The sequence below is a fragment of the Paucibacter sp. JuS9 genome (assembly GCF_044043925.2).
Classification (GTDB): Bacteria; Pseudomonadota; Gammaproteobacteria; order Burkholderiales; family Burkholderiaceae_C; genus JAUASW01.
Genome location: NZ_CP194172.1, coordinates 5,001,656 through 5,021,590, shown reverse-complemented (window position 1 = coordinate 5,021,590; position 19,935 = coordinate 5,001,656). Strand labels below are relative to the sequence as shown.

Sequence of the window (19,935 nt, the reverse complement as noted above, 5' to 3'; positions counted from 1 at the left end):
GAGCCCATGAGCATCCAGACGGACGACTTCGCACCGCAGCCGCAGCAGCGCGTCATCAGCGCCGTGGCCACCTCGCCCAACGAGGAAGCCATCGAGCGCGCCTTGCGGCCCAAGCTGCTCGATGAATACGTCGGCCAGGCCAAGGCGCGCGAGCAGCTGGAGATCTTCATCGGCGCGGCGCGCAAGCGCGAGGAGGCGCTGGACCATGTGCTGCTGTTCGGCCCGCCGGGCTTGGGCAAGACCACGCTCTCGCACATCATCGCGGCCGAGCTGGGCGTGAACCTGCGCCAGACCTCGGGTCCGGTGCTGGAGAAGCCCAAGGACCTGGCCGCCATCCTCACGAACCTCGAGAAGAACGATGTGCTCTTCATCGACGAGATCCATCGCCTCAGCCCGGTAGTCGAGGAAATCCTCTACCCGGCGCTGGAGGACTACCAGATCGACATCATGATCGGCGAAGGCCCGGCAGCCCGCTCGATCAAGCTGGACCTGCAGCCCTTCACCCTGGTGGGCGCCACCACGCGCGCCGGCATGCTGACCAACCCGCTGCGCGACCGCTTCGGCATCGTGGCCCGGCTGGAGTTCTATACGGCCGAGGAATTGCAGCGCATCGTCACGCGCTCGGCCGGATTGCTGGGCGCGCCGATCGATGCCGAAGGTGCGCTCGAAGTGGCCCGCCGCTCGCGCGGCACGCCGCGCATTGCCAACCGCCTCCTGCGCCGCGTGCGCGACTATGCGGACGTGAAGGGCGACGGCCGCATCAGCAAGAGGATCGCCGACCTGGCCTTGAAGATGCTGGACGTGGACCCGCAAGGCTTCGACCTGATGGACCGCAAGCTCCTGGAAGCCGTGGTGCACCGCTTCGACGGCGGGCCCGTGGGCCTGGACAACGTGGCAGCCGCCATCGGCGAGGAGCCCGGCACGATCGAGGACGTGATCGAGCCCTTCCTGATCCAGCAGGGCTTTCTGCAGCGCACGCCCCGCGGCCGCATCGCCACGCTGGCGGCCTTCCGCCACCTCGGCGTGACGCCGCCCAAGGCGGCAGGTCAGTTGCTGTTCGACGAGTAGTTCGACACCGCGATCAGCATCAGGAGGATGGCCGCGCCGCTGATGAGCAGCAGCGGCCAGCTCAGCAGTTGGGCCCACCACAGGTAGGCCGTCGTGGCGTTCAGCGCCAGCAGGAACAGCCCGGCGGCCATCATCAGCCGCTTCGGATGCGCAGGCGGGTCGTACTTGCGCTGGGCACGCGGGTCGTAGTCCTTCAGATTCGCCACCTGGCCCGGCAGCCAGTGCGCCGGCTCCCACCAGACGCGCAGCTTGTTCAAAATGCCGGGCACGGTCTTCATCTTGCGCCACAGCACGCGGTAGACGATGGTGTTGGCCGTCCAGGGGTTCCAGCTCTGCAGCGCATCGCGCACACCATAGACGCAGGGCTCCTCGTCGAGCTCGGGCTGGAAGCTGCCGAACATCCGGTCCCAGATGATCAGGATGCCGCCGTAGTTGCGGTCCAGGTAGATCTCGTTGACGGCATGATGGACCCGGTGGTTCGAGGGCGCGCAGAACCAGCGGTCGAACCAGCCCAGGCGCCCGATCTGCTGCGTGTGTACCCAGTACTGGTAGAGCAGGTCGATCAGCGCGACCACGGCAAACACCAGCGGCGGGAAGCCGAGCAGAGCCATGGGCAGGTAGAAGATCCAGCCGGCGATCCAGCCGCTGCTGGTCTGGCGCAAGGCGGTGGAGAGGTTGTAGTCCTCGCTCTGGTGATGCACCGAATGCGCGGCCCAGAACAGCGCCGTGGTGTGGCCCAGACGGTGGTGCCAGTAGTAGAGGAAGTCGTAGAGCAGCAGGCCGATGCCCCAGACCCACAGCGACGTAGCGCTCAGATGGAGCAGGGCCGCATGCTCGTAGACCCAGACATAGATCCCCAGCGTGAACAGCTTGGTCAGCGCGCCCACGACCTGGCTCAGGATCCCCAGGCTGATGCTGGAGAGCGCATCGTTCAGGCGATAGGTGTTGCGGCCGCGGCGGCGACCGATCCAGAACTCCAGGCCGATCAGCGCGAAGAAGATCGGTGTGACGAGAACGATGATCTGGGCGCCTTCCATCTCTGCTTCCTCAGCCTTCCGCTTCGTTGTCCAGACCGTCCAGGTGCATGTCGTCGTTCCAGCCGACCAGGGTCGGGCCTTCGCTGGACCACAGGAGCCGGTTCACAGCGGCATTGCCCAGCTTCCAGGTGCGCACGGCCTGCAAGGGCTGGCGCGAGGCGGCGCGGTAGAGACAGTCCATCACGCCGCCGTGCGCAACGATGGCGATGGTCTGGCCTGGATGTGCCAGCGCGATGCGCTCGACCGCGGCCACGGCACGGGCGAAGAAGTCCTGCAGGCTTTCACCGCCGGGGGCGGCAAAGTCGGGTTCGCGGCGGCGCCAGCGGGCGCTGTCCTCGGCATGCCGGGCTTCGATCTCGGCCCAGGTCAGGCCTTCGAAGATGCCGAAGTGGCGCTCGCGCAGGCGAGCGTCCAGGTTCAAGGGCAGCTCGCGGCTTGATGCGAGCGCCGCTGCCGTCTGCTGCGCACGTTGCAGGTCGCTCGAATACACGGCGTCGATCTGCTCGCCAGCCAGCGCTTCAGCCAGCAGCCGCGCCTGTGCGAGGCCGCGCTCGTTCAAGGGAATGTCGATGTGGCCCTGGATGCGAGTGTCAGCATTCCAGGCGGTTTCGCCGTGCCGGATGGCGAGCACGGTAGTCACTGCATCAAGAGACATGTCTGCCCCTCGTCCAATGAATACAGCGGCCGATCCCCCGGGGGGATGCCCCTTGCTTGGGGCGGCCCTGCGCTGCGGGGCTCACTTGGCAGTCCAGAAGCAATCGACCTTGGCGGAGATGCTGTGCCGCATCAGCTCGATCAAGGGCCAGACGCGCTGGCGCAGGGTCACGCCCTCACGTTTGGGCGCCGGCTCGCCGGCGGCTTGTGCATCGGCTTGCAGCTGGGCAAAACGGGCTTCATCCTCCGCCACGGCATGCTCCAGCGCGCTGACGGCCGCGACCAATTGGTCAACCGGCAGCAGGCCTTCGGCGGCGGGCTCGCGGCCCAGCAGGCGCAAGACCTGCTCACCATTCGCCCCCATCATGATCACATCGGCACCGGCCTTGCTCTTGAAACGGTAAATCACGGCTACGCTCCTTGCTGCCCCGCATTGTGGGCCAGGAGTGAAGCCATGAAGTTCGTTCGATTCGGTCCGGCGGGCCGCGAGAAGGTGGGCTGCATTGACGCCCGTGGTGAGCTGCGCGACCTGAGCAGCGCCGTGGCGGATCTGAACCTGCCCACGCTTGGCCAGTCAGGCCTGCGCAAGCTGGCCAGACTCAAGCCGGAAGACTTTCCGAAAGTGAAGGGCAGGCCGCGGCTGGGCGTGCCGTTCACCGGCATCAGCAAGCTGGTCGGCATCGGCCTCAACTACCGCGACCACGCCATCGAGGCCGGCATGGCCATACCGGCCGAGCCCATCGTCTTCATGAAGGCGACCAGCTGCATCAGCGGCCCGCAGGACCCGGTGCTGCGCCCGGCCGGTTCGGCCAAGTTGGACTGGGAGGTCGAGCTGGGCGTCGTGATCGGCAAGACCGCTCGCTCGGTGAGCCTTGAGAAGGCGCTGGACCATGTGGCGGGCTATTGCGTGGTCAACGATGTATCTGAGCGCTCCTTCCAGCTGGAGCGCGGCGGCACCTGGGACAAGGGCAAGGGCTGCGACAGCTTCGGCCCCATCGGCCCCTGGCTGGTGACCCGTGACGAGGTACCCGACCCGCAATCGCTCGCGCTCTGGCTCGACGTGAACGGCGAGCAGCGCCAGCGCGGCAACACCGCGACGATGATCTTCGGCGTGGCGGAAATCGTCAGCTACCTGAGCCGCTTCATGACGCTCTTGCCGGGTGACGTGATCTGCACCGGCACGCCGCCGGGCGTGGGCGCGGGCATGAAGCCGGAGCCGAAGTTCCTGCAGGACGGTGATGTGATGACGCTGGGCATCGCCGGTCTCGGCGAGCAGCGGCTGAAGGTTCAGCCGACCTGAAACTTCAAAGCCGCGGCTGGCCCTGCGCAGCGCGCCAGACGCGGTCTTCGAAGCTGCGGGCCTCGAGCGCCGGGGCGTAGAGATAGCCCTGCATCTCATGGCAACCGGCACGGCGCAGGAAGTCCAGTTGCGCTTCGGTTTCCACGCCCTCGGCGATCACCTGCAGGCGCAGGGCGCGGCCCATCTGCACGATGGCGTTCACGATGCCGGCGTCGCTGGCGTCGTCCGGCAGGCCTTGCACGAAGCTGCGGTCGATCTTCAGGCGCTGGATCGGGAAGCGCTTCAGGTAGCCCAGGCTCGAATAGCCGGTGCCGAAGTCGTCGATCGACATGCAGATGCCCAGGGCGGCCAGCCGCTCCAGGCGGCGCAAGGCGTCTTGGGCATCTTTCAGGAGAATGGATTCGGTGAGCTCCAGCTCCAGCAGCTCGGGCGGCAGCTTGGCTTCTTCGAGCACGCGAGCCACCGTCTCGACGAACTGCGCCTGCTGGAATTGCAAGGCTGAAACGTTCACGGCCACCGGCATGCGCCAGCCCTGGCGCAGCCAGGAGGCAGCCTGCTGCACCGCCTGCTGCAAGACCCATTCGCCGATGGCGACGACGAAGCCGCTCTCCTCCGCCACCGGGATGAATTCGGCAGGCGACACATCGCCCCGCAACGGATCGCGCCAGCGGATCAGGGCCTCGGCACCGATCACCCGGCCGGTGCCCAGCTCGACCTGCGGCTGGTAGTGCAGCTGAAACTCACGCTCGGCCAGAGCCTTGCGCATCGCATGGTCCAGGCGCATGCGCGAGAGCAGGTCCACATCCTTGCGCGGCTGGTGGAAGTGGTAGGCCGCGCGGCCGCTTTCCTTCACCCAGTGCATGGCGCGCTCGGCGCTGGCCAGCAGCTCTTCGGCATTGCCGCCGTCGCTCGGGAACAGCGCAATGCCGGTGCTGGCGGTGACCGTGAAATTCAGGGTGTCGAAGCTGAAGGGGCGCGACATCGCCTCCTGTACGCGACGCGCCGCATGCTCGGCACCGCGCATGTCGGCGTTGTGCACCAGCAAGGCGAACTCGTCGCCTGACAAGCGCGCCACGGTATCGACTTCGCGCAGGCAATCCTGCAGCCGCTCGGACACTTCCTTCAGCACCCGGTCGCCATAGGAATGGCCCAGCGTGTCGTTGATCTGCTTGAAGCGGTCCAGGTCGACATTGAGCAGGGCGAACGAAGAATTCTCGCGCCGCGAAACAGCCGATGCATGATCCAGCCGCTCGGTGAGCGCGCGCCGGTTGGGCAGGTCGGTCAGCATGTCGGTGTGCGCCAGCTCCTCGATGCGCTGGCGGGCCGCGATCTTCTCGCTCAGGTCCCGGAAGGAATAGACGCGGCCGACAGCCCGTTCGCGATGCCACTGCGGCAGCGAAACTCGCTCCAGCACACGTCCATCGTTGAGCTGGATGATGTCGCTGCTCTGCAGAAGCGGCGCCTCCTGCACGGCGGACAGTCGCTGCTGGTAGAGCGCGCCATCCGCCACGCTGCGGCGCATCCAGGCCTGCACGGCTTCGTCGTTGCGCTCTTTCAGGAGGTCGTCCGGAATGCCCCACAGCGAGGCAAAGCGCTGGTTGAAAGAGCGCATGCGGCCGGCCAGGTCGGTCACCAGGATGCCGTCGGCGGTGGACTCCAGCGTGGCGCGCAACTCGGCCACCAGGGTTTCGCGTTCTTCTTCCTGCTGGCGCTGCTTGCTCTGGTCGCGCATCGACACCAGCCAGAACTCGCCGCCCTCGGGCAGGTTGACCGGGTTGATGCAGCGGGTGACCCAGAGCATGTGGCCTTGGGCGTGGCGTACCAGGGTGTCAGACCGCAGGCCGGTGCGGCTGCCGGCGGCTGCCTCAAGCCAGAACATTGCGTCTTCGGGCGTGCTGGCCAGCGTCTCGACCGGGCTGCCGATGATGGACTCGGCCGGCATTCCCAGCAGCTCGGTCGAAGCGCTGTTGACAGCAACGATGCAACGGGTGCGTGCATCGACCAACCAGACAGCTTCCTGCAGTGCCTCCAGCAGCGCTGCGTTGCGCTGGGCCAGAAGGGTTTGGTCCGACGCTCGCAGCCTGACGACTGTCACGCAGCTATCTCCCCTAGCGGCGCCGGCCCACTTGATTCGAAGAAGTAGGCCACGCGGGTGCGCGGGCTGAGGTAGTCGAGCGAGGCGCGCGGCAATTGAGTCGGCTTCAGACTGCGGCGGATGCCGAGGTCCGGATGCTCTTCCAGATTGACGATCAGTGCCTCTTCCTTGGCCACCTTGACGTCATGCACCATCACGCGGGGTTTCAAGGGGCGGCTGGAATTGACCGCCACCACCAGGGCATAGCGGTCGTCGGTCAACTGCACCGTCGAGCCCGGCGGATAGACGCCCATCATGCGGATGAAGGCATTCAGCATGGTGGCATCGAAGCGGTTGCGGCCCTGCGCGAACATCAGCGACAGGGCCTCGTGCGGCGTCATGGCCTTGGAGGGCAGGAGCGGGTTGCACAGGCCGTCAAAGCGGTTGACCAGCGCCACGATGCGGGCGGCGGCGCTCATCTTGTCCACGTTGATGCGCTGCGGGAAGCCCGAGCCATCGGCGTTTTCGTGATGCTGGGCGATCACCAGCATCGGGCCGGGCGGCAGGCTCATGGTCTGCGCCAGGGCCACGCCCTTGATCACATGCTGCTGGTAGGTTTGCAGCTCGGCCACGCTGAAGCTGTCATCGCGGTTGCGTAGACGTGCCGGCAGCTCGATCTTGCCGATGTCGTGCAGCAGCGCGCCGACGCCGAGATCGACCATTTCCTCGCGGCCCAAGCCGAACGCGCGGCCAAGCAGCAGGGAAATGATCGAAACGTTCAGTGCATGAGCGGTATTGCGGTCGCCGGCGCCTTCATTGAGCAGACGGATGTTGAGGTCGCCCTCGACCAGCATCTTGTCCAGCAGTGCATTGGCCAGTGCCAAGGACTGGTCCTTGGCATCTCGCGGGTCGCGCGGCACCAGCTCCATCACCTGGCGGAACGCGGTGGCGGCCTCGTTGTATTGCTTCTCGCAAAGGACCAGCGCTTCGCGCTGCGCAGCCAGCGCGCGGCGATGCGCTTCTAGCGCCAGCTGTTCCGGCGTGGGCTCGTTGCTCTGCGGTGCGGCCACCGGCGCGGGCATCGGCACCGCGTCGGTCTGCAGGTCACTCTTGCCGGGGCTCCAGCGCACTTGCTTGAGACCCAGGCGACGCAGCACCTGCAGCTGCTCTTCGGTGCTGAGCTTGAAGCTGCTGAGCGGGAACGGATGCGACATCCAGCCCAGATCCAGGTGGATGAACATGCCCACCTTGAGCTGGCCCACATCGATCGATGGATCTGAAGCTCTGTCCTTCATCTTGTTCTACGCCCGTTTGACCGGGACGCCCTCGTCAATCTCTTTCTCTTGGCCGAGCCTACCTTGAGACAGGCTGACAGCTTGACACAGAGTCTGGGACATGCGGACAAATTGCCGTGCATATTGTCACGTGCATCGCAAGCCGCATGGACGGATACTCGAGACCAGGTTCCATTAATGAACCTCAGTTCTATTAGTGAACTTTCAACCCCAAGCCCTTGATGATCAACAAGTTGCGCGAGTCCGCTGATGCCGCCCTGGCCGACGTGCCGGACGGCGCCGCCGTGATGGTCGGCGGCTTTGGGTCGGCCGGTCAGCCGGTGGCGCTGATCGATGCCTTGCTGGCACAGGGGGCGCGCGAACTGACCGTGATCAGCAACAACGCCGGCAATGGCGATGTCGGGCTTGCAGCGCTGCTGGCTGCAGGGCGCGTGCGCAAGATCATCTGCTCCTTCCCGCGCCAGGCCGATTCGCACCATTTCGACCGCCTTTACCGCGCCGGCCAGATCGAGCTGGAGCTGGTGCCGCAAGGCAATCTGGCCGAGCGAATCCGCGCGGCCGGGGCCGGGATCGGCGCCTTCTTCACGCCAACCGGCGCCGGCACCGAGCTGGCGCGCGGCAAGGAGCAGCGCGAGATCGCCGGCCGCATGCAGGTGCTGGAGTACCCGATCCATGCCGACTACGCGCTGGTGCAGGCGCAGCGCGGCGATCGCTGGGGCAATCTCTGCTATCGCAAGACGGCCCGCAACTTCGGGCCGGTGATGGCGGCGGCGGCGCGCATCACGGTTGCCGCGGTGCGCGAGTTCGTCGAGCTGGGCGAGATCGACCCCGAGACGGTGATCACGCCAGGCATTCATGTCCAGCGGCTCGTTCACATGCCGGAGGCCGCCGCATGAAGCGTTGGAGCCGCGATGAGATGGCCAGCCGCCTGGCCCGCGACATTCCCGAGGGCGCCGTGGTCAACCTGGGCATCGGGCTGCCGACGCTGGTCGCCGCGCATCTGCCCGCCGGGCGCGAGATCATCCTCCACAGCGAGAACGGCCTCCTCGGCATGGGCCCGCCGCCCGCCGCTGGCTTCGAGGACGCCGAGCTGATCAATGCCGGCAAGCAGCCGGTGACCTTGAAACCTGGTGGCTCGTTTTTCCATCAAGCCGACAGCTTTGCCATGATGCGCGGCGGTCATCTGGACCTGTGCGTGCTGGGCGCTTTCCAGGTTTCGGTCCGTGGCGACCTGGCCAACTGGCACACGGGTGCAGCGGACGCAATTCCCGCTGTCGGTGGCGCGATGGACCTGGCCTTGGGCGCCAAGCAGGTCTTCGTGATGATGGACTTGCTGGACCGCGAGGGAAAGCCGAAGCTGGTGAGCGAATGCAGCTATCCGCTGACGGCCGCCCGCTGCGTTGCGCGAATCTACTCGGACCTGGCCGTCCTCGAAATCACACCCGCCGGCCTGCGCCTGCTGGACTGCTGCGAAGGCCTGGACGTATCCACGCTGCAAGGCCTGCTCGGCCTGCCTCTCCATTGATTGCACAGAAACAAACCAGGAGCCTCACCATGAACCACGCCTTCATCTGCGACGCGCAGCGCACACCTTTCGGCCGCTACGGCGGCGCACTGTCTTCGGTGCGCGCCGACGACCTGGGCGCCATCCCGCTGCGCGCCTTGATGGTCCGCAACCCCGGCGTCGATTGGGAAGCGCTGGACGATGTGCTGTTCGGCTGCGCCAACCAGGCCGGCGAGGACAACCGCAATGTCGCCCGCATGTCCGCACTGCTGGCTGGCCTGCCCGTCAGTGCACCGGGCATGACGATCAACCGCCTCTGCGGCTCCGGCCTGGACGCCGTGGGCTCGGCGGCGCGCGCCATCCGTGCCGGCGAAGCCGGGCTGATGATTGCCGGCGGCGTAGAGAGCATGAGCCGTGCCCCCTTCGTCATGCCCAAAGCCGACAGCGCCTTCTCGCGCAGCAACGCGATCTACGACACGACGATTGGCTGGCGCTTCATCAACAAATTGATGAAGGAGCAGTACGGCGTCGACTCGATGCCTGAGACGGCCGAGAACGTGGCTGGCGACTTCGGCATCTCCCGCGAGGCGCAGGACCGCATGGCCCTGGCCAGCCAGCAAAAGGCCGTGGCGGCACAGGAGGCAGGTTTCTTCAGCGCCGAGATCACGCCGGTCAGCATTGTCCAGAAGAAGGGCGAAGCCCTGGTCGTGGACCGCGACGAGCACCCGCGTGCCACCAGCCTGGAGGCCTTGGCCAAGCTCAAGCCCATCGTGCGCCCAGACGGCACGATCACCGCCGGCAATGCCTCCGGCGTCAATGACGGCGCCTGCGCCCTCTTGCTGGCCAACGAGGCCAGCGCCGCCCGCCACGGCCTGACGCCGCGCGCCCGCGTGCTGGCCATGGCCACGGCCGGCGTGGCGCCGCGCATCATGGGCATGGGGCCGGCGCCTGCCACGCGCAAGGTGCTGGCGCTTGCCGGCCTCTCCCTGAACCAGATCGACCTGATCGAGCTGAACGAAGCGTTCGCCGCGCAAGGCCTGGCCGTGCTGCGCGACCTGGGCCTTGCAGACGACGACGCTCGGGTCAATCCGAACGGCGGCGCCATAGCGCTGGGACATCCGCTCGGCGCAAGTGGCGCACGCTTGGTCACGACGGCCGTCAATCAGTTGCACCGCAGCGGCGGCCGCTATGCCTTGTGCACCATGTGCATCGGCGTCGGCCAGGGCATAGCACTGGTGCTCGAGCGCGTATGAGCACGCAGGGCGAAATGCGCCCGGCCGTCCCTTGATTTCGGGACGGATTCCATAAGAAAACATGCGCAATACCAACACGTTTGGCATACCCCTGTTCAGGTTGTCGTCAGACCAATTGATGTTGCCGGTGGGATACTGGATCCAGATTGGCCTGTGCAGCGCACATGAAGCGGTTCAAACCGACGCGCTGCCGTTCGCATTCGCCGCAATGAGCACATCGAAAGCACTTTTTCCAAGTTCTTTCGCCAGTATTTGCTCCAATTCCCCAGGATGGTGCGGTTTCGTGCGATTGGCGATTCAGGGATGGTGTCAATGAGCGGACAAAGCGGTTGTCCATCCCTATAGTCGCCGGCTGACCTGCTTGCGCCCCGCAGTTTTGGGCGTTAATCGCACATTCAGTTTTCGATGTCTGCAGCTCGCGCCTTTGACGACCTGAGTTCCACGCCTTTGCCGGCGACCGAAGCCGAGGCCACGCAAGGCACCACGCCGCTCAAGCGTGACCTGGTGGCCGGCCTTGAAAAAGGCCTGGCCGTGATCGAAGCCTTCGATCAGGAACGCCCCCGACTCACCATCAGTGAGGTTGCCGCTCGTACCGGCCTGACCCGTGCGGCCGCGCGCCGCTACCTGCTGACGCTGACCCATCTGGGTTTCGTGTCGCAGGACCGCAAGATGTTTGCCCTGACCCCGCGCGTGCTGCGCCTGGGTCAGAGCTACATGCATTCGGCCCGGCTGCCGCGCATCGTCGAGCCTGAGCTGCACAAGCTGGCCTACGCCCTGAAGGAAGCCAGCTCGGCCGGTGTCCTGGACGGCAACGACGTGATCTGCATCTCGGCCGCCAGTGCCGGCCGTGTGGTCTCGCCGACGCTGCAACCCGGCGCCCGCGTGCCGGCGCATTGCTCCGGCATCGGCCGCGTGCTGCTCGCCGCCCTGCCGCAAGCCGAAGTCGACGCCTGGATCGCCAAGCAGGACTTCAAGCCGCTCACCGCCCACACCATCGTCCATCCCGAGCGCCTGCGCATCGAGATCGCCCGTGCCCGTTCGCTCGGCTACGCCGTGATCGATCAGGAGCTGGAGCTGGGCCTGCGCACGCTGGCCGTGCCGCTGAAGAACTACCGCGGCGATGTGGTGGCCGCCATGACGCTGTGCGTCCATGCCTCGCGCATGAGCATGGAACAGATGGTTGAACTTTGCCTGCCTCCCCTCTTGCAGGCCCAGGCGCATTTGCGCATGCTGCTGTAAGTCCGCAGCGCAATGACAGTCAGGCGGGCCTTCACCTCAGGAGACCCGCCTCATGCAATCCACCCAGGTCGCCATCATCGGCGCCGGGCCTTCGGGCCTGTTGCTGGGCCAGTTGCTGAGCCGAGCCGGCATCCACAACGTCATTCTTGAACAGCGCAGCGACGAGCATGTGCTGGCCCGGGTGCGCGCCGGCATCCTGGAGCAAGGCACGGTCGATCTGCTGGAAGAAGCCGGCGTGGCTGACCGGCTGCACCAGGAAGGCCTGGTGCATGACGGCATCTATATCGCCTTCAACGGCGAACGCCAGCACATCGCCCTGTCGAGCCTGACCGGCGGCCGTTCGGTCACCGTCTATGGCCAGACCGAGATCACCCGCGACCTGATGGCCGCGCGCGCCGCGGCCGGCTTGAGCACGCACTACGAAGCCGCCGGCGTGGCGCTGCACGACTTCGAGAGCGGCGGCAAGCCCTGGGTCAGCTATCTGCGCAACGGCAAGCCCGAGGTGCTGCATTGCGACTACATCGCCGGCTGCGACGGCTTCCATGGCGTGTCGCGCCACAGCATTGCGCCCGACGCCTTCAAGACCTTCGAGCGCACCTATCCCTTCGGCTGGCTGGGCGTGCTGGCAGACACGCCACCCGTGGCACCCGAGCTGGTCTATGCCCAGCATCCGCGAGGCTTTGCCTTGTGCAGCATGCGCAGCAGGACACGCAGCCGCTGCTACATCCAATGCTGCCTGACCGACTCGCTGAATCAATGGAGCGACGAGCTGTTCTGGGCCGAGCTGCGCATGCGGCTCGATCCGGTCTCCGCCGCCGCGCTGCAACCGGCCGTAGCGCTGGAGAAGAGCATTGCGCCGCTGCGCAGCTTCGTGGCTGAGCCGATGCGCTTCGGCCGGCTCTTCCTGGCCGGCGACGCGGCGCACATCGTGCCGCCCACCGGCGCCAAGGGCCTGAACCTCGCGGCTTCTGACGTGCGCTATCTTGCTCAGGGCCTGATCGAGCACTACCGCGAACACAGCAGCATCGCGCTCAACCACTATTCGGCGCGCGCGCTGCAGCGGGTCTGGCGGGCCGAGCGCTTTTCCTGGGCAATGACGCGGCTGCTGCACAGCTTCCCGGACCAGGGCAGCTTCGACCACAGGCTGCAGCAGGCCGAGCTCGACTATCTGTTCAGCTCCACAGCAGCCCAGACATCACTGGCGGAAAACTATGTGGGCCTGGCGCTCGATGCTTAAGCGTCGCTCCTTCATCGCTCTGGCGCTGGCCCTGGCCGGTTGTGCAACACCGCCGGTATCCACTGTCCCGCTCGCCAGCTGGGAAGCGCTGCAAGTCCAAGCCGGTGAGCAGCCACTGGGCATCGACAAGCAAGCCTCCAAGCTGCGCGCCTACATCTTTAGCGCCGGTGCAGCGGCCCGCCTCGGTCACAACCATGTGCTGAGCGCGACCGACTTTGATGCGCGCGCCTTTCTAGGCGAAACCGGCTTGAGTTCAGCGCGGCTGCAGATGGACTTGCAGCTCGACAAGCTGCTGGTCGACGACCCGACCCTGCGCGCCGAACTGGGCGGTGCTTTCGCCAAGCCGCTGGACGCTGACGCGATCCAGGGCACGCGAGCCAACATGCTGGGCGAGCGAGGGCTGCAGGCCACGGTCTACCCGCTCCTGCGCCTGCGCTCCGTGAAGCTGGTCGGCGAAGCGCCGCGCCTGGCGGCCCTGGTCGAGATCGAGCTCCACGGCCAGCGTCGACAGCAATGGCTGGTCTTGCGGGTGAACGAGCAAGAGCGCCGACTGACAGTCAGCGGCTCGCTGGTCCTGCGTCAAACCGATTTCGGCTTGCAGCCCTTCAGCCTCTTGGGTGGTTTGTTGGCCGTGTCAGATGAGATCGTCGTGGAGTTCGAGATCGCCTTGGTCAAGCCCAACGCCGCTGCTGCAGCAACGGGCTGATCCGGTAGCGCTCGCTGCGATAGGCGGCGAACAAGCCATCCAGCGTTTCGGCCACCGTGCTGGCGCCCAGCAGAGCCAGCCATTCAAACGGCCCGGCCGGGTAATTGACGCCGAGCTTCATCGCCGTGTCTGCACCGGCCTCGTCGCAAACGCCCTGCCAGACGGCATCGGCCCCTTCGTTGACCAGCATCGCCACCGTGCGCGCCACCACCAGGCCCGGTGCATCGCGCACCACGAGCGGCTGCCAGCCCAGGTGCAGGAGCAGATCTTCCGCCTGGGCTTGATGCGCAGCCGACAGCTTGGGCGCAAGCGACAAGGCCAGCGCATCGCAGCGATCCGGCGCGACCGGCCAGTCGATCACCGCCAGCGCCGGATGCTGACGATCATGGGCCAACTGCGCTGCGCTGACGCCGCTGCTCAGGTGCAGCTGCAGCTCGCCGATTTGCAGGCCACACCAGTCCGCAGACTCGCCGCGCGAAAACACCAGTCCCTTGTGAGTGAGCCAGCCGGCCAGCGTATCGACCAAGCCCCCGCGGCCGCACAAGGTCAGCGCGTGCGGCACATCACCGGCGGGCGCCGGCACGCTTGCGGCAGCCGCCGGCGTGCCGACATAGAAGCCCTTGCCGACCTTGCGGCCCAGCCGACCGCCGTCCACCAGCGCGCGCTGCACCAGCGAGGGCTGATAGCGCTTGTCGCCAAAGTTCGCCTCGAACACCGACTGCGTGACCAGGAAGTTGGTGTCGTGCCCGATCAGGTCCATCAGCTCGCAAGGTCCCATGCGGAACCCCGCGCCGCGCAGGGCGCGATCCAGATGCGCGGGCTCGGCGGCCTGCTCCAGCAGCAAGGCCAGCGTCTCGGCGTAATACGGCCGCGCAATCCGGTTGACGATGAAGCCCGGCGTGGACCTGGCATGCACCGGCGTCTTGCCCCAACGCCTGGACAGATCAAAGATCGCATCGGCAAAGGCCGGCTCGGTCTCGGCACCCGACACCACTTCCACCAGCTTCATCAGCGGCACCGGGTTGAAGAAGTGCATGCCCACCAGGCGCTGCGGATTCGCCATGCCATTGGCCAGCGCCGTGACGCTGATGGAAGACGTGTTGGAGGCAATGATGGCCGCCGGCGCCAGCAAGCCGTCGAGCTCGCGCAGGAGTGCCTGCTTGGGCTCGAGCTTCTCGACAATGACCTCGATCACCAGCGCTGCATCAGCCAGCTCGGCCGTGGCGATGGCGGGCTGGATGCGAGCGATCACCGCGTCGCGTTCCTCGGCCGTCATGCGGCCCTTGGCCACGAGGCCGTCCAGGCCCTTGGCCGTCTGCGCAATCGCCGCAGCTGCAGCGCCTTCGCGCACGTCGAGCAGGCGCACCGGATGCCCGGCCTGGGCGGCCACCTGAGCAATGCCTGCGCCCATTACACCGGCGCCGACGACACCGATCAGGGCGCCTTCCTGAATCCTGTTTTCACTCACGTCTTGTCTCCTGGAATCCATGCCGCCGAGCGCTTGCCGGTGAAGGCCGCAAAGCCCTCGCGGGCTTCATCGCCCATGCGCACGCGGGCAATCGTCTGCGCCGTCAGCTCGCGCACCTCGGCCGTCACCGGGCCGACTTCCAATTGCGCGAACAGCTTCTTGATCTCGCCCTGCGCCTGCGGGCCGTTCTGCAAGAGCTCGTGGATCCAGCGCTCCAGCGCCACATCGAGCTCGTCACCTGGCACGACCTCATGCACCAGGCCCATCTGCAAGGCAGGCTCGGCACCGATGCGGCTGGCCGTCAGCGCGAGCCGACGCGCCTGGCGTGGCCCGACGGCGTTGATCACATAGGGGCCGATCACGGCGGGCAGGATGCCGAAACGCGCCTCGCTGACCGCGAACTTGGCGTCGTCTGCGGCAACTGCAATATCGCAGGCCGCGACCAGGCCCACGCCGCCGCCCAGCGCCAGGCCCTGCACGCGCGCCAGCACCGGCTTCGGGGACTCGGCAATCGCTGACAGCATCCCGGCAAAGCGGCGCGCGTCGGCCAGGTTGTCTTCATGCGAAGCAGCCGCGGCGCGCTTCATCCAGGCGATGTCGGCGCCGGCGCTGAAGGCCTTGCCGGCGCCGGCCAGCACGATCACGCGCACCTTGGGGTCGGCCACGAGGTGACCCATGGCCTGCGCCATCTCGCCGATCATGGTTTCGTTGAAGGCGTTGAACACCTCCGGGCGCGTCATCGTCAGATGGGCCACGCCGCGCGCGTCGACGGCGATGTGCAATGTGTCCACAGTGGGGCTCCTGGTCAGTGCGCGAAGTATCGCAGCCGGGCACCGTGGCAAACTCGCCGGCAAACATGGAGAGGTCGGCGCACAGCCGGGCAAGGGGACGATGAACACAGAGCAAAGGCCCAGATTCGAAGGCATAGATGCGCTGGTGCTGGAGCCGCTGCGCTTCAAGGCGCGGCTGGCCATCGGCGAGAACGCCTACGCCTCGTTGCGCAACGTCAATGCAGCGCGCAAGTACTGGGACCTGGTTGGCGCAGCCGGTGCTGGCGCAGCGCTCACCAAGACGGGCCTGCTGGCTCTGGGCGCGGCGAGCACGCCGCTTGGCTGGGTGCTGGCGGGCGCGGCGCTGTCCGGCGGCGCCTGGTGGGGCGTGATGCGGGTGCTCAATGGCGCGACCGAAGATCGCGTCATCGTGATTCCGAAGTTCATCAACACACCGATCGACCTGCTGGCCCTGAGCCTTTTCGACCTGATGGCACCGCTGGCCTTGAAGCTGGCGGATGCAGATGGCGAAGTTTCGGCCTCCGAGCGCGATGCCATCCACAGGCATCTGACCCAGGACTGGGGCTACAACCCGGCCTTCGTCGGCGAAGCGCTGGCCCTGATCGAGCCTCGTCTGGCCGCGTTCCAGATCGAGGAGGTCGCCGCCCAACTGGCCACCTTCATCAAGGGCAGCCCGGACTGCAACTACGCGGCCATGACCCGCGACCTGCTCGCTTTCCTGAAGACGGTGACCGAGGCCGACGGCCAGATCGATGCGCGCGAGGAAGCTGCGCTGCAAGCCGTGACGGCGGTGTTCACCGACATCGGCAAGAGCAAGTTCGACAAGGCCCTGGACACCGCCTTGGAGACCGCCGGCAATGCCGCGCAAACCAGCAAGCAAGCCGTTCAGGACCTGGCCGAGAAGCCTGCCGTCAAGGAGCTCGCCACCAGCTTGAAGAAGCAGGCCGAGCGGGGGCTGCAGGCTTCCGGCTCGGCGCTGGGCCAGCTGGCTGATCGATCCCTGGACGCGGCCGGCATCGCACTGGACAAGCTCAAGAAGCTGCGCAAGCCTTGAGGAATCAGGCCATGAGCATCCAACTCGACCACGCCATCGTCCCATCACGAGACAAGGTGGCCGCTGCGAAGCAGCTGGCTGAACTGCTGGACGTGCCTTGGTCGCCCACAGGCATAGGCCCGTTCGCGCCAGTGTTCGTCAACGACGGCCTGACGCTGGACTTCATCGACACCGATGAAGCCTTCGAGATCTATCACTTCTGCTTCCGCGTCGATCAGGCAAAGTTCGACGCCATCCTGGCGCGCTTGCAGGCGGCCGGCATCCCTTACCGCAGCAATGTGCGCGGCCCCATGGACATGCAGATCAACCACGACTACGGCGGCAGCATGGTCTATTGGAATGTGCCGGACGGCCATCAGTGGGAAATGCTGACTGTCAGTTACGCGCGGCAACCGCCAGCTTGATGGCCATGTCCGATCCCTTTCTGCAAACGCTGCCCGGCACTGCAATCCAGATCGAGGCGCAATGGATCAATGAGGAACGGCAGCGCCCGCTGATCGTCTTCCTGCACGAGGGCCTGGGTTCGCTGTCGCAGTGGAAGGATTTTCCGCAGCGGCTTTGCGATGCGGCGAACTGCCGGGGCCTCGTGTTCTCGCGGCCCGGCTATGGCAAGAGCAGCCCACGCACTGAGCCCTGGCCGCAGGACTATCTGCAGGAGCAGGCGCGGCATCTGCTGCCCGCGTTCTTCGACTCGCTCGGCTTGCAAGACGAGCCCCTGCTGCTGTTCGGCCACAGCGATGGCGCCAGCCTGGCGCTGCTGTTCGCCGCCTACTTCCCGCAGCGGATTCGCGCGCTGGTGGCGATGGCGCCGCATCTCTTTGTCGAACCCATCACCATCATCGGCCTGCGCGCCGCCAAGCAGGCCTACGAGCAGGAACGCAGCCCCTTGCGCGCGGCGCTGGCGCGACATCACCGGGATACCGATTCGGCCTTCTACGGCTGGAACGATGCCTGGCTGCGGCCCGGCTTCGAGGGGCAGTGGAATATCGAGTCGGACCTTCGCGACCATCTCGCCTGCCCGGTGCTGGCCATCCAGGGCGTGGACGATGAGTACGCGACGCTGGAACAAATCCATGCAATCCAGCGCATGCATTCCACCACCCGGCTGCTGGCCCTGGAACAATGCAGGCATTCACCGCAGCGCGATCAGCCCGAACGGGTGATCGCCAGCACGGCCGCCTTCTTTTCCGAATTGCGCTGATTGGCGCTGAACAAAGTCCTGCCCCATGAGTTCCTCGATAGAAAGCCAGGTGCGTGAAGTGCTCGCCGAGCAGCCGCTGCAGGAAGGCGCCCTGCTGCCGCTCTTGCATGCGATCCAGGAGCGCCTGGGCCATGTGCCGCCGGCCGCCGTGCCGCTGCTGGCCGAGCATCTGAATCTGTCGCGCGCCGAGGTGCATGGCGTGATCAGCTACTACCATTTCTTCCGCAGCACGCCGCCAGGCCGGCATGTGGTGCAGGTCTGCCGGGCCGAGGCCTGCCAGTCGAGCGGCGCGGATGCCTTGCTGGCGCATGCCGAGCAGGTGCTGGGCTGCGCGGCCCACCAAACGCGGGCTGACGGCGCGGTGACGCTGGAGCCGGTGTACTGCCTGGGGCTGTGTGCTTCGTCACCGGCCTTGCAGATCGACGATCAGATGCATGCCCGGGTGACGCCCCAGCGGTTCGACCAGTTGATCGCGAAGCTGGAGGGCCTGCGATGAGCGCGCCCGTCCGTGTCTACGTGCCGCAGGATTCCGCAGCGCTGGCCGTGGGGGCCGACGAGGTGGCCGCTGCGCTGCAAGCCGAATGCGCGCGCAACGGCCTTGCCGTCGAGATCGTTCGCAATGGTTCGCGCGGCCTGTTCTGGCTGGAGACGATGGTGGAGGTGGAAACGCCCGCCGGCCGCGTGGCCTATGGCCCAGTCATCGCAGAGGATGTGCCTTCGCTGCTGGACGCCGGGCTGCTGCATGGCCGCGCCCATCCGCTCTGCCAGGGACTCACCGAACAGATCCCCTTTCTCGCCAAGCAGGAGCGGCTGAACTTCCGCCGCATGGGCGTGACAGATCCGCTCTCGCTGGCCGACTACGAAGCGATGGAAGGCTGGGCCGGCCTGCGCGCGGCCCTGGCGCTGGATGGCGCAGCCATCGTCCAGCAGGTGCTCGATTCCGGCCTGCGCGGCCGCGGCGGCGCCGCCTTCCCGACCGGCATCAAGTGGAAGACGGTGCTGGCCGCTGAAGGCCCGCAGAAGTACGTGGTCTGCAATGCCGACGAAGGCGACTCCGGCAGCTACGCCGACCGCATGGCGATGGAAGGCGACCCCTTCATGCTGATCGAAGGCATGGCCATCGCGGGCCTGGCCGTCGGCGCCACCCGGGGCTATGTCTACATCCGCTCCGAATACCCGCATGCGATTGCCGTGATGAACGAGGCGATTGCTCGGGCCACGAAGGCCGGCTTCCTCGGCGAGAGCGTCTGCGGCAGTGGCCGCGCCTTCACGTTGCAGGTTCGCAAGGGCGCGGGTTCCTATGTGTGTGGCGAGGAAACGGCGATGCTGGAAAGCATCGAAGGCAAGCGCGGCGTGGTGCGGGCCAAGCCACCGCTGCCCGCCATCGAAGGCCTGTTCGGCCTGCCCACGGTCATCAACAACGTGCTGAGCTTTGCCGCCGTGCCGCTGGTGCTGTCGCGCGGCGCCGCCTTCTACCGGGACTTCGGCGTCGGCCGTTCGCGCGGCACCCTGCCCTTCCAGCTGGCCGGCAACATCTTGCGTGGCGGCCTGGTCGAGAAGGCCTTTGGCCTGAGCCTGCGCGAGCTGCTGTTCGACTTCGGCGGTGGCTCGGCCAGTGGCCGCCCCATCAAGGCGGTGCAGGTGGGCGGCCCGCTGGGCAGCTATGTGCCTGAATCGCAATGGGACCTGCCGCTGGACTATGAAGCCTATGCCGCGGTCGGCGCCGTGCTGGGCCATGGCGGCGTCGTGGTGCACGACGACACCGCAGACATGGCCAAGCTGGCCCGCTATGCGATGGAGTTCTGCGCCATCGAGTCGTGCGGCAAGTGCACGCCCTGCCGGATCGGGTCCACGCGCGGCGTCGAGGTGATCGACCGGATCCGCAACAACCAGAACCGCGAGCAGCAGGTCGCGCTCCTGCGCGACCTTTGCGACACCATGACCCACGGCTCGCTGTGCGCCATGGGCGGCATGACGCCCTTCCCCGTGCTGTCGGCCCTCGATCACTATCCGCAGGACTTCGGCCTGGCGGCGCCGGCGCGCACTTGAAGGCG

20 protein-coding genes are annotated in these 19,935 nt (G+C 66.6%); 13 read left to right on the top strand and 7 right to left on the bottom strand.

Going from position 1 to position 19,935, the window contains the following annotated elements:
• The first annotated feature begins 6 nt into the window (after positions 1-6).
• Entirely contained in the window at positions 7-1,068 is a 1,062-nt protein-coding gene (gene ruvB, locus ABT392_RS22410; protein ID WP_334277409.1) for a Holliday junction branch migration DNA helicase RuvB, read from the top strand.
• Here the strand turns inward: ruvB and ABT392_RS22405 are convergent.
• The 3 genes from ABT392_RS22405 to ABT392_RS22395 all read right to left on the bottom strand — a co-directional run bounded on the left by ABT392_RS22405 (position 1,047) and on the right by ABT392_RS22395 (position 3,168).
• Positions 1,047-2,105, bottom strand: coding sequence for a sterol desaturase family protein (locus ABT392_RS22405; RefSeq protein WP_395384466.1), 1,059 nt, complete (start codon positions 2,103-2,105; stop codon positions 1,047-1,049). The genes ruvB and ABT392_RS22405 overlap by 22 nt on opposite strands.
• Before the next feature lie 10 nt (positions 2,106-2,115).
• On the bottom strand, positions 2,116-2,760 hold the full coding sequence (locus ABT392_RS22400; RefSeq protein ID WP_395384467.1) for a histidine phosphatase family protein: 645 nt from the start codon (positions 2,758-2,760) through the stop codon (positions 2,116-2,118).
• 81 nt (positions 2,761-2,841) lie between these two features.
• Positions 2,842-3,168, bottom strand: coding sequence for a DUF1840 domain-containing protein (locus ABT392_RS22395; protein WP_334277412.1), 327 nt, complete (start codon positions 3,166-3,168; stop codon positions 2,842-2,844).
• Between the two features lie 45 nt (positions 3,169-3,213).
• On the opposite strand from ABT392_RS22395, the gene ABT392_RS22390 reads away from it, so the two are divergent.
• Positions 3,214-4,059, top strand: a complete 846-nt coding sequence (locus ABT392_RS22390; protein WP_395384468.1) for a fumarylacetoacetate hydrolase family protein — start codon at positions 3,214-3,216, stop codon at positions 4,057-4,059.
• 4 nt (positions 4,060-4,063) lie between these two features.
• Here ABT392_RS22390 and ABT392_RS22385 read toward each other — a convergent pair whose 3' ends face one another.
• Together ABT392_RS22385 and ABT392_RS22380 are read right to left on the bottom strand one after the other, a co-directional pair.
• Complete coding sequence (locus tag ABT392_RS22385) at positions 4,064-6,154, bottom strand: putative bifunctional diguanylate cyclase/phosphodiesterase (RefSeq protein ID WP_334277414.1); 2,091 nt, start codon at positions 6,152-6,154, stop codon at positions 4,064-4,066.
• A complete protein-coding gene (locus ABT392_RS22380; protein ID WP_395384469.1) occupies positions 6,151-7,428 on the bottom strand; it encodes an HD-GYP domain-containing protein in 1,278 nt (425 codons plus the stop codon). Before ABT392_RS22380 ends, ABT392_RS22385 begins: the two co-directional genes overlap by 4 nt.
• 221 nt (positions 7,429-7,649) lie before the next feature.
• Between ABT392_RS22380 and ABT392_RS22375 the strand changes: the two genes are divergently transcribed.
• From ABT392_RS22375 to ABT392_RS22350, 6 genes are all read left to right on the top strand, one after another.
• Positions 7,650-8,324 carry a 3-oxoacid CoA-transferase subunit A gene (locus ABT392_RS22375; RefSeq protein WP_464970867.1) on the top strand — a complete coding sequence of 225 codons (675 nt, stop codon included), beginning with the start codon at positions 7,650-7,652 and terminating at the stop codon, positions 8,322-8,324.
• A complete protein-coding gene (locus ABT392_RS22370) occupies positions 8,321-8,953 on the top strand; it encodes a 3-oxoacid CoA-transferase subunit B (protein ID WP_395384470.1) in 633 nt (210 codons plus the stop codon). The genes ABT392_RS22375 and ABT392_RS22370 overlap by 4 nt, the downstream gene beginning before the upstream one ends.
• A 29-nt stretch (positions 8,954-8,982) precedes the next feature.
• Positions 8,983-10,185 (top strand): 3-oxoadipyl-CoA thiolase, encoded by a 1,203-nt coding sequence (gene pcaF / locus ABT392_RS22365; RefSeq protein WP_395384471.1) that lies wholly within the window; start codon positions 8,983-8,985, stop codon positions 10,183-10,185.
• A 405-nt stretch (positions 10,186-10,590) separates the two neighbouring features.
• Complete coding sequence (locus ABT392_RS22360; protein ID WP_334277420.1) at positions 10,591-11,424, top strand: IclR family transcriptional regulator domain-containing protein; 834 nt, start codon at positions 10,591-10,593, stop codon at positions 11,422-11,424.
• Between the two features lie 52 nt (positions 11,425-11,476).
• Positions 11,477-12,661, top strand: coding sequence for a 4-hydroxybenzoate 3-monooxygenase (gene pobA / locus ABT392_RS22355; protein WP_395384472.1), 1,185 nt, complete (start codon positions 11,477-11,479; stop codon positions 12,659-12,661).
• Positions 12,654-13,367 carry a hypothetical protein gene (locus ABT392_RS22350; protein ID WP_395384473.1) on the top strand — a complete coding sequence of 238 codons (714 nt, stop codon included), beginning with the start codon at positions 12,654-12,656 and terminating at the stop codon, positions 13,365-13,367. Before pobA ends, ABT392_RS22350 begins: the two co-directional genes overlap by 8 nt.
• On the opposite strand, the gene ABT392_RS22345 is transcribed toward ABT392_RS22350, so the two are convergent.
• Together ABT392_RS22345 and ABT392_RS22340 are read right to left on the bottom strand one after the other, a co-directional pair.
• Positions 13,333-14,835 carry a 3-hydroxyacyl-CoA dehydrogenase gene (locus ABT392_RS22345; protein ID WP_395384474.1) on the bottom strand — a complete coding sequence of 501 codons (1,503 nt, stop codon included), beginning with the start codon at positions 14,833-14,835 and terminating at the stop codon, positions 13,333-13,335. The two genes, ABT392_RS22350 and ABT392_RS22345, sit on opposite strands and share 35 nt — an antisense overlap.
• A complete protein-coding gene (locus ABT392_RS22340) occupies positions 14,832-15,626 on the bottom strand; it encodes an enoyl-CoA hydratase-related protein (protein WP_334277424.1) in 795 nt (264 codons plus the stop codon). Before ABT392_RS22340 ends, ABT392_RS22345 begins: the two co-directional genes overlap by 4 nt.
• A gap of 100 nt (positions 15,627-15,726) precedes the next feature.
• On the opposite strand from ABT392_RS22340, the gene ABT392_RS22335 reads away from it, so the two are divergent.
• From ABT392_RS22335 to ABT392_RS22315, 5 genes are read left to right on the top strand one after another with little or no spacing between them, the layout of a single operon-like run.
• Positions 15,727-16,680, top strand: a complete 954-nt coding sequence (locus ABT392_RS22335; protein WP_395384475.1) for a TerB family tellurite resistance protein — start codon at positions 15,727-15,729, stop codon at positions 16,678-16,680.
• Positions 16,681-16,691: 11 nt separating this feature from the next.
• On the top strand, positions 16,692-17,084 hold the full coding sequence (locus ABT392_RS22330) for a VOC family protein (protein WP_395384476.1): 393 nt from the start codon (positions 16,692-16,694) through the stop codon (positions 17,082-17,084).
• A 5-nt stretch (positions 17,085-17,089) separates the two neighbouring features.
• Entirely contained in the window at positions 17,090-17,881 is a 792-nt protein-coding gene (locus tag ABT392_RS22325; protein WP_395384477.1) for an alpha/beta fold hydrolase, read from the top strand.
• A 25-nt stretch (positions 17,882-17,906) separates the two neighbouring features.
• Positions 17,907-18,377, top strand: coding sequence for a formate dehydrogenase subunit gamma (locus ABT392_RS22320; RefSeq protein ID WP_395384478.1), 471 nt, complete (start codon positions 17,907-17,909; stop codon positions 18,375-18,377).
• Positions 18,374-19,930, top strand: a complete 1,557-nt coding sequence (locus tag ABT392_RS22315) for a formate dehydrogenase beta subunit (RefSeq protein WP_395384479.1) — start codon at positions 18,374-18,376, stop codon at positions 19,928-19,930. The genes ABT392_RS22320 and ABT392_RS22315 overlap by 4 nt, the downstream gene beginning before the upstream one ends.
• The last annotated feature ends 5 nt before the right edge of the window (positions 19,931-19,935 follow it).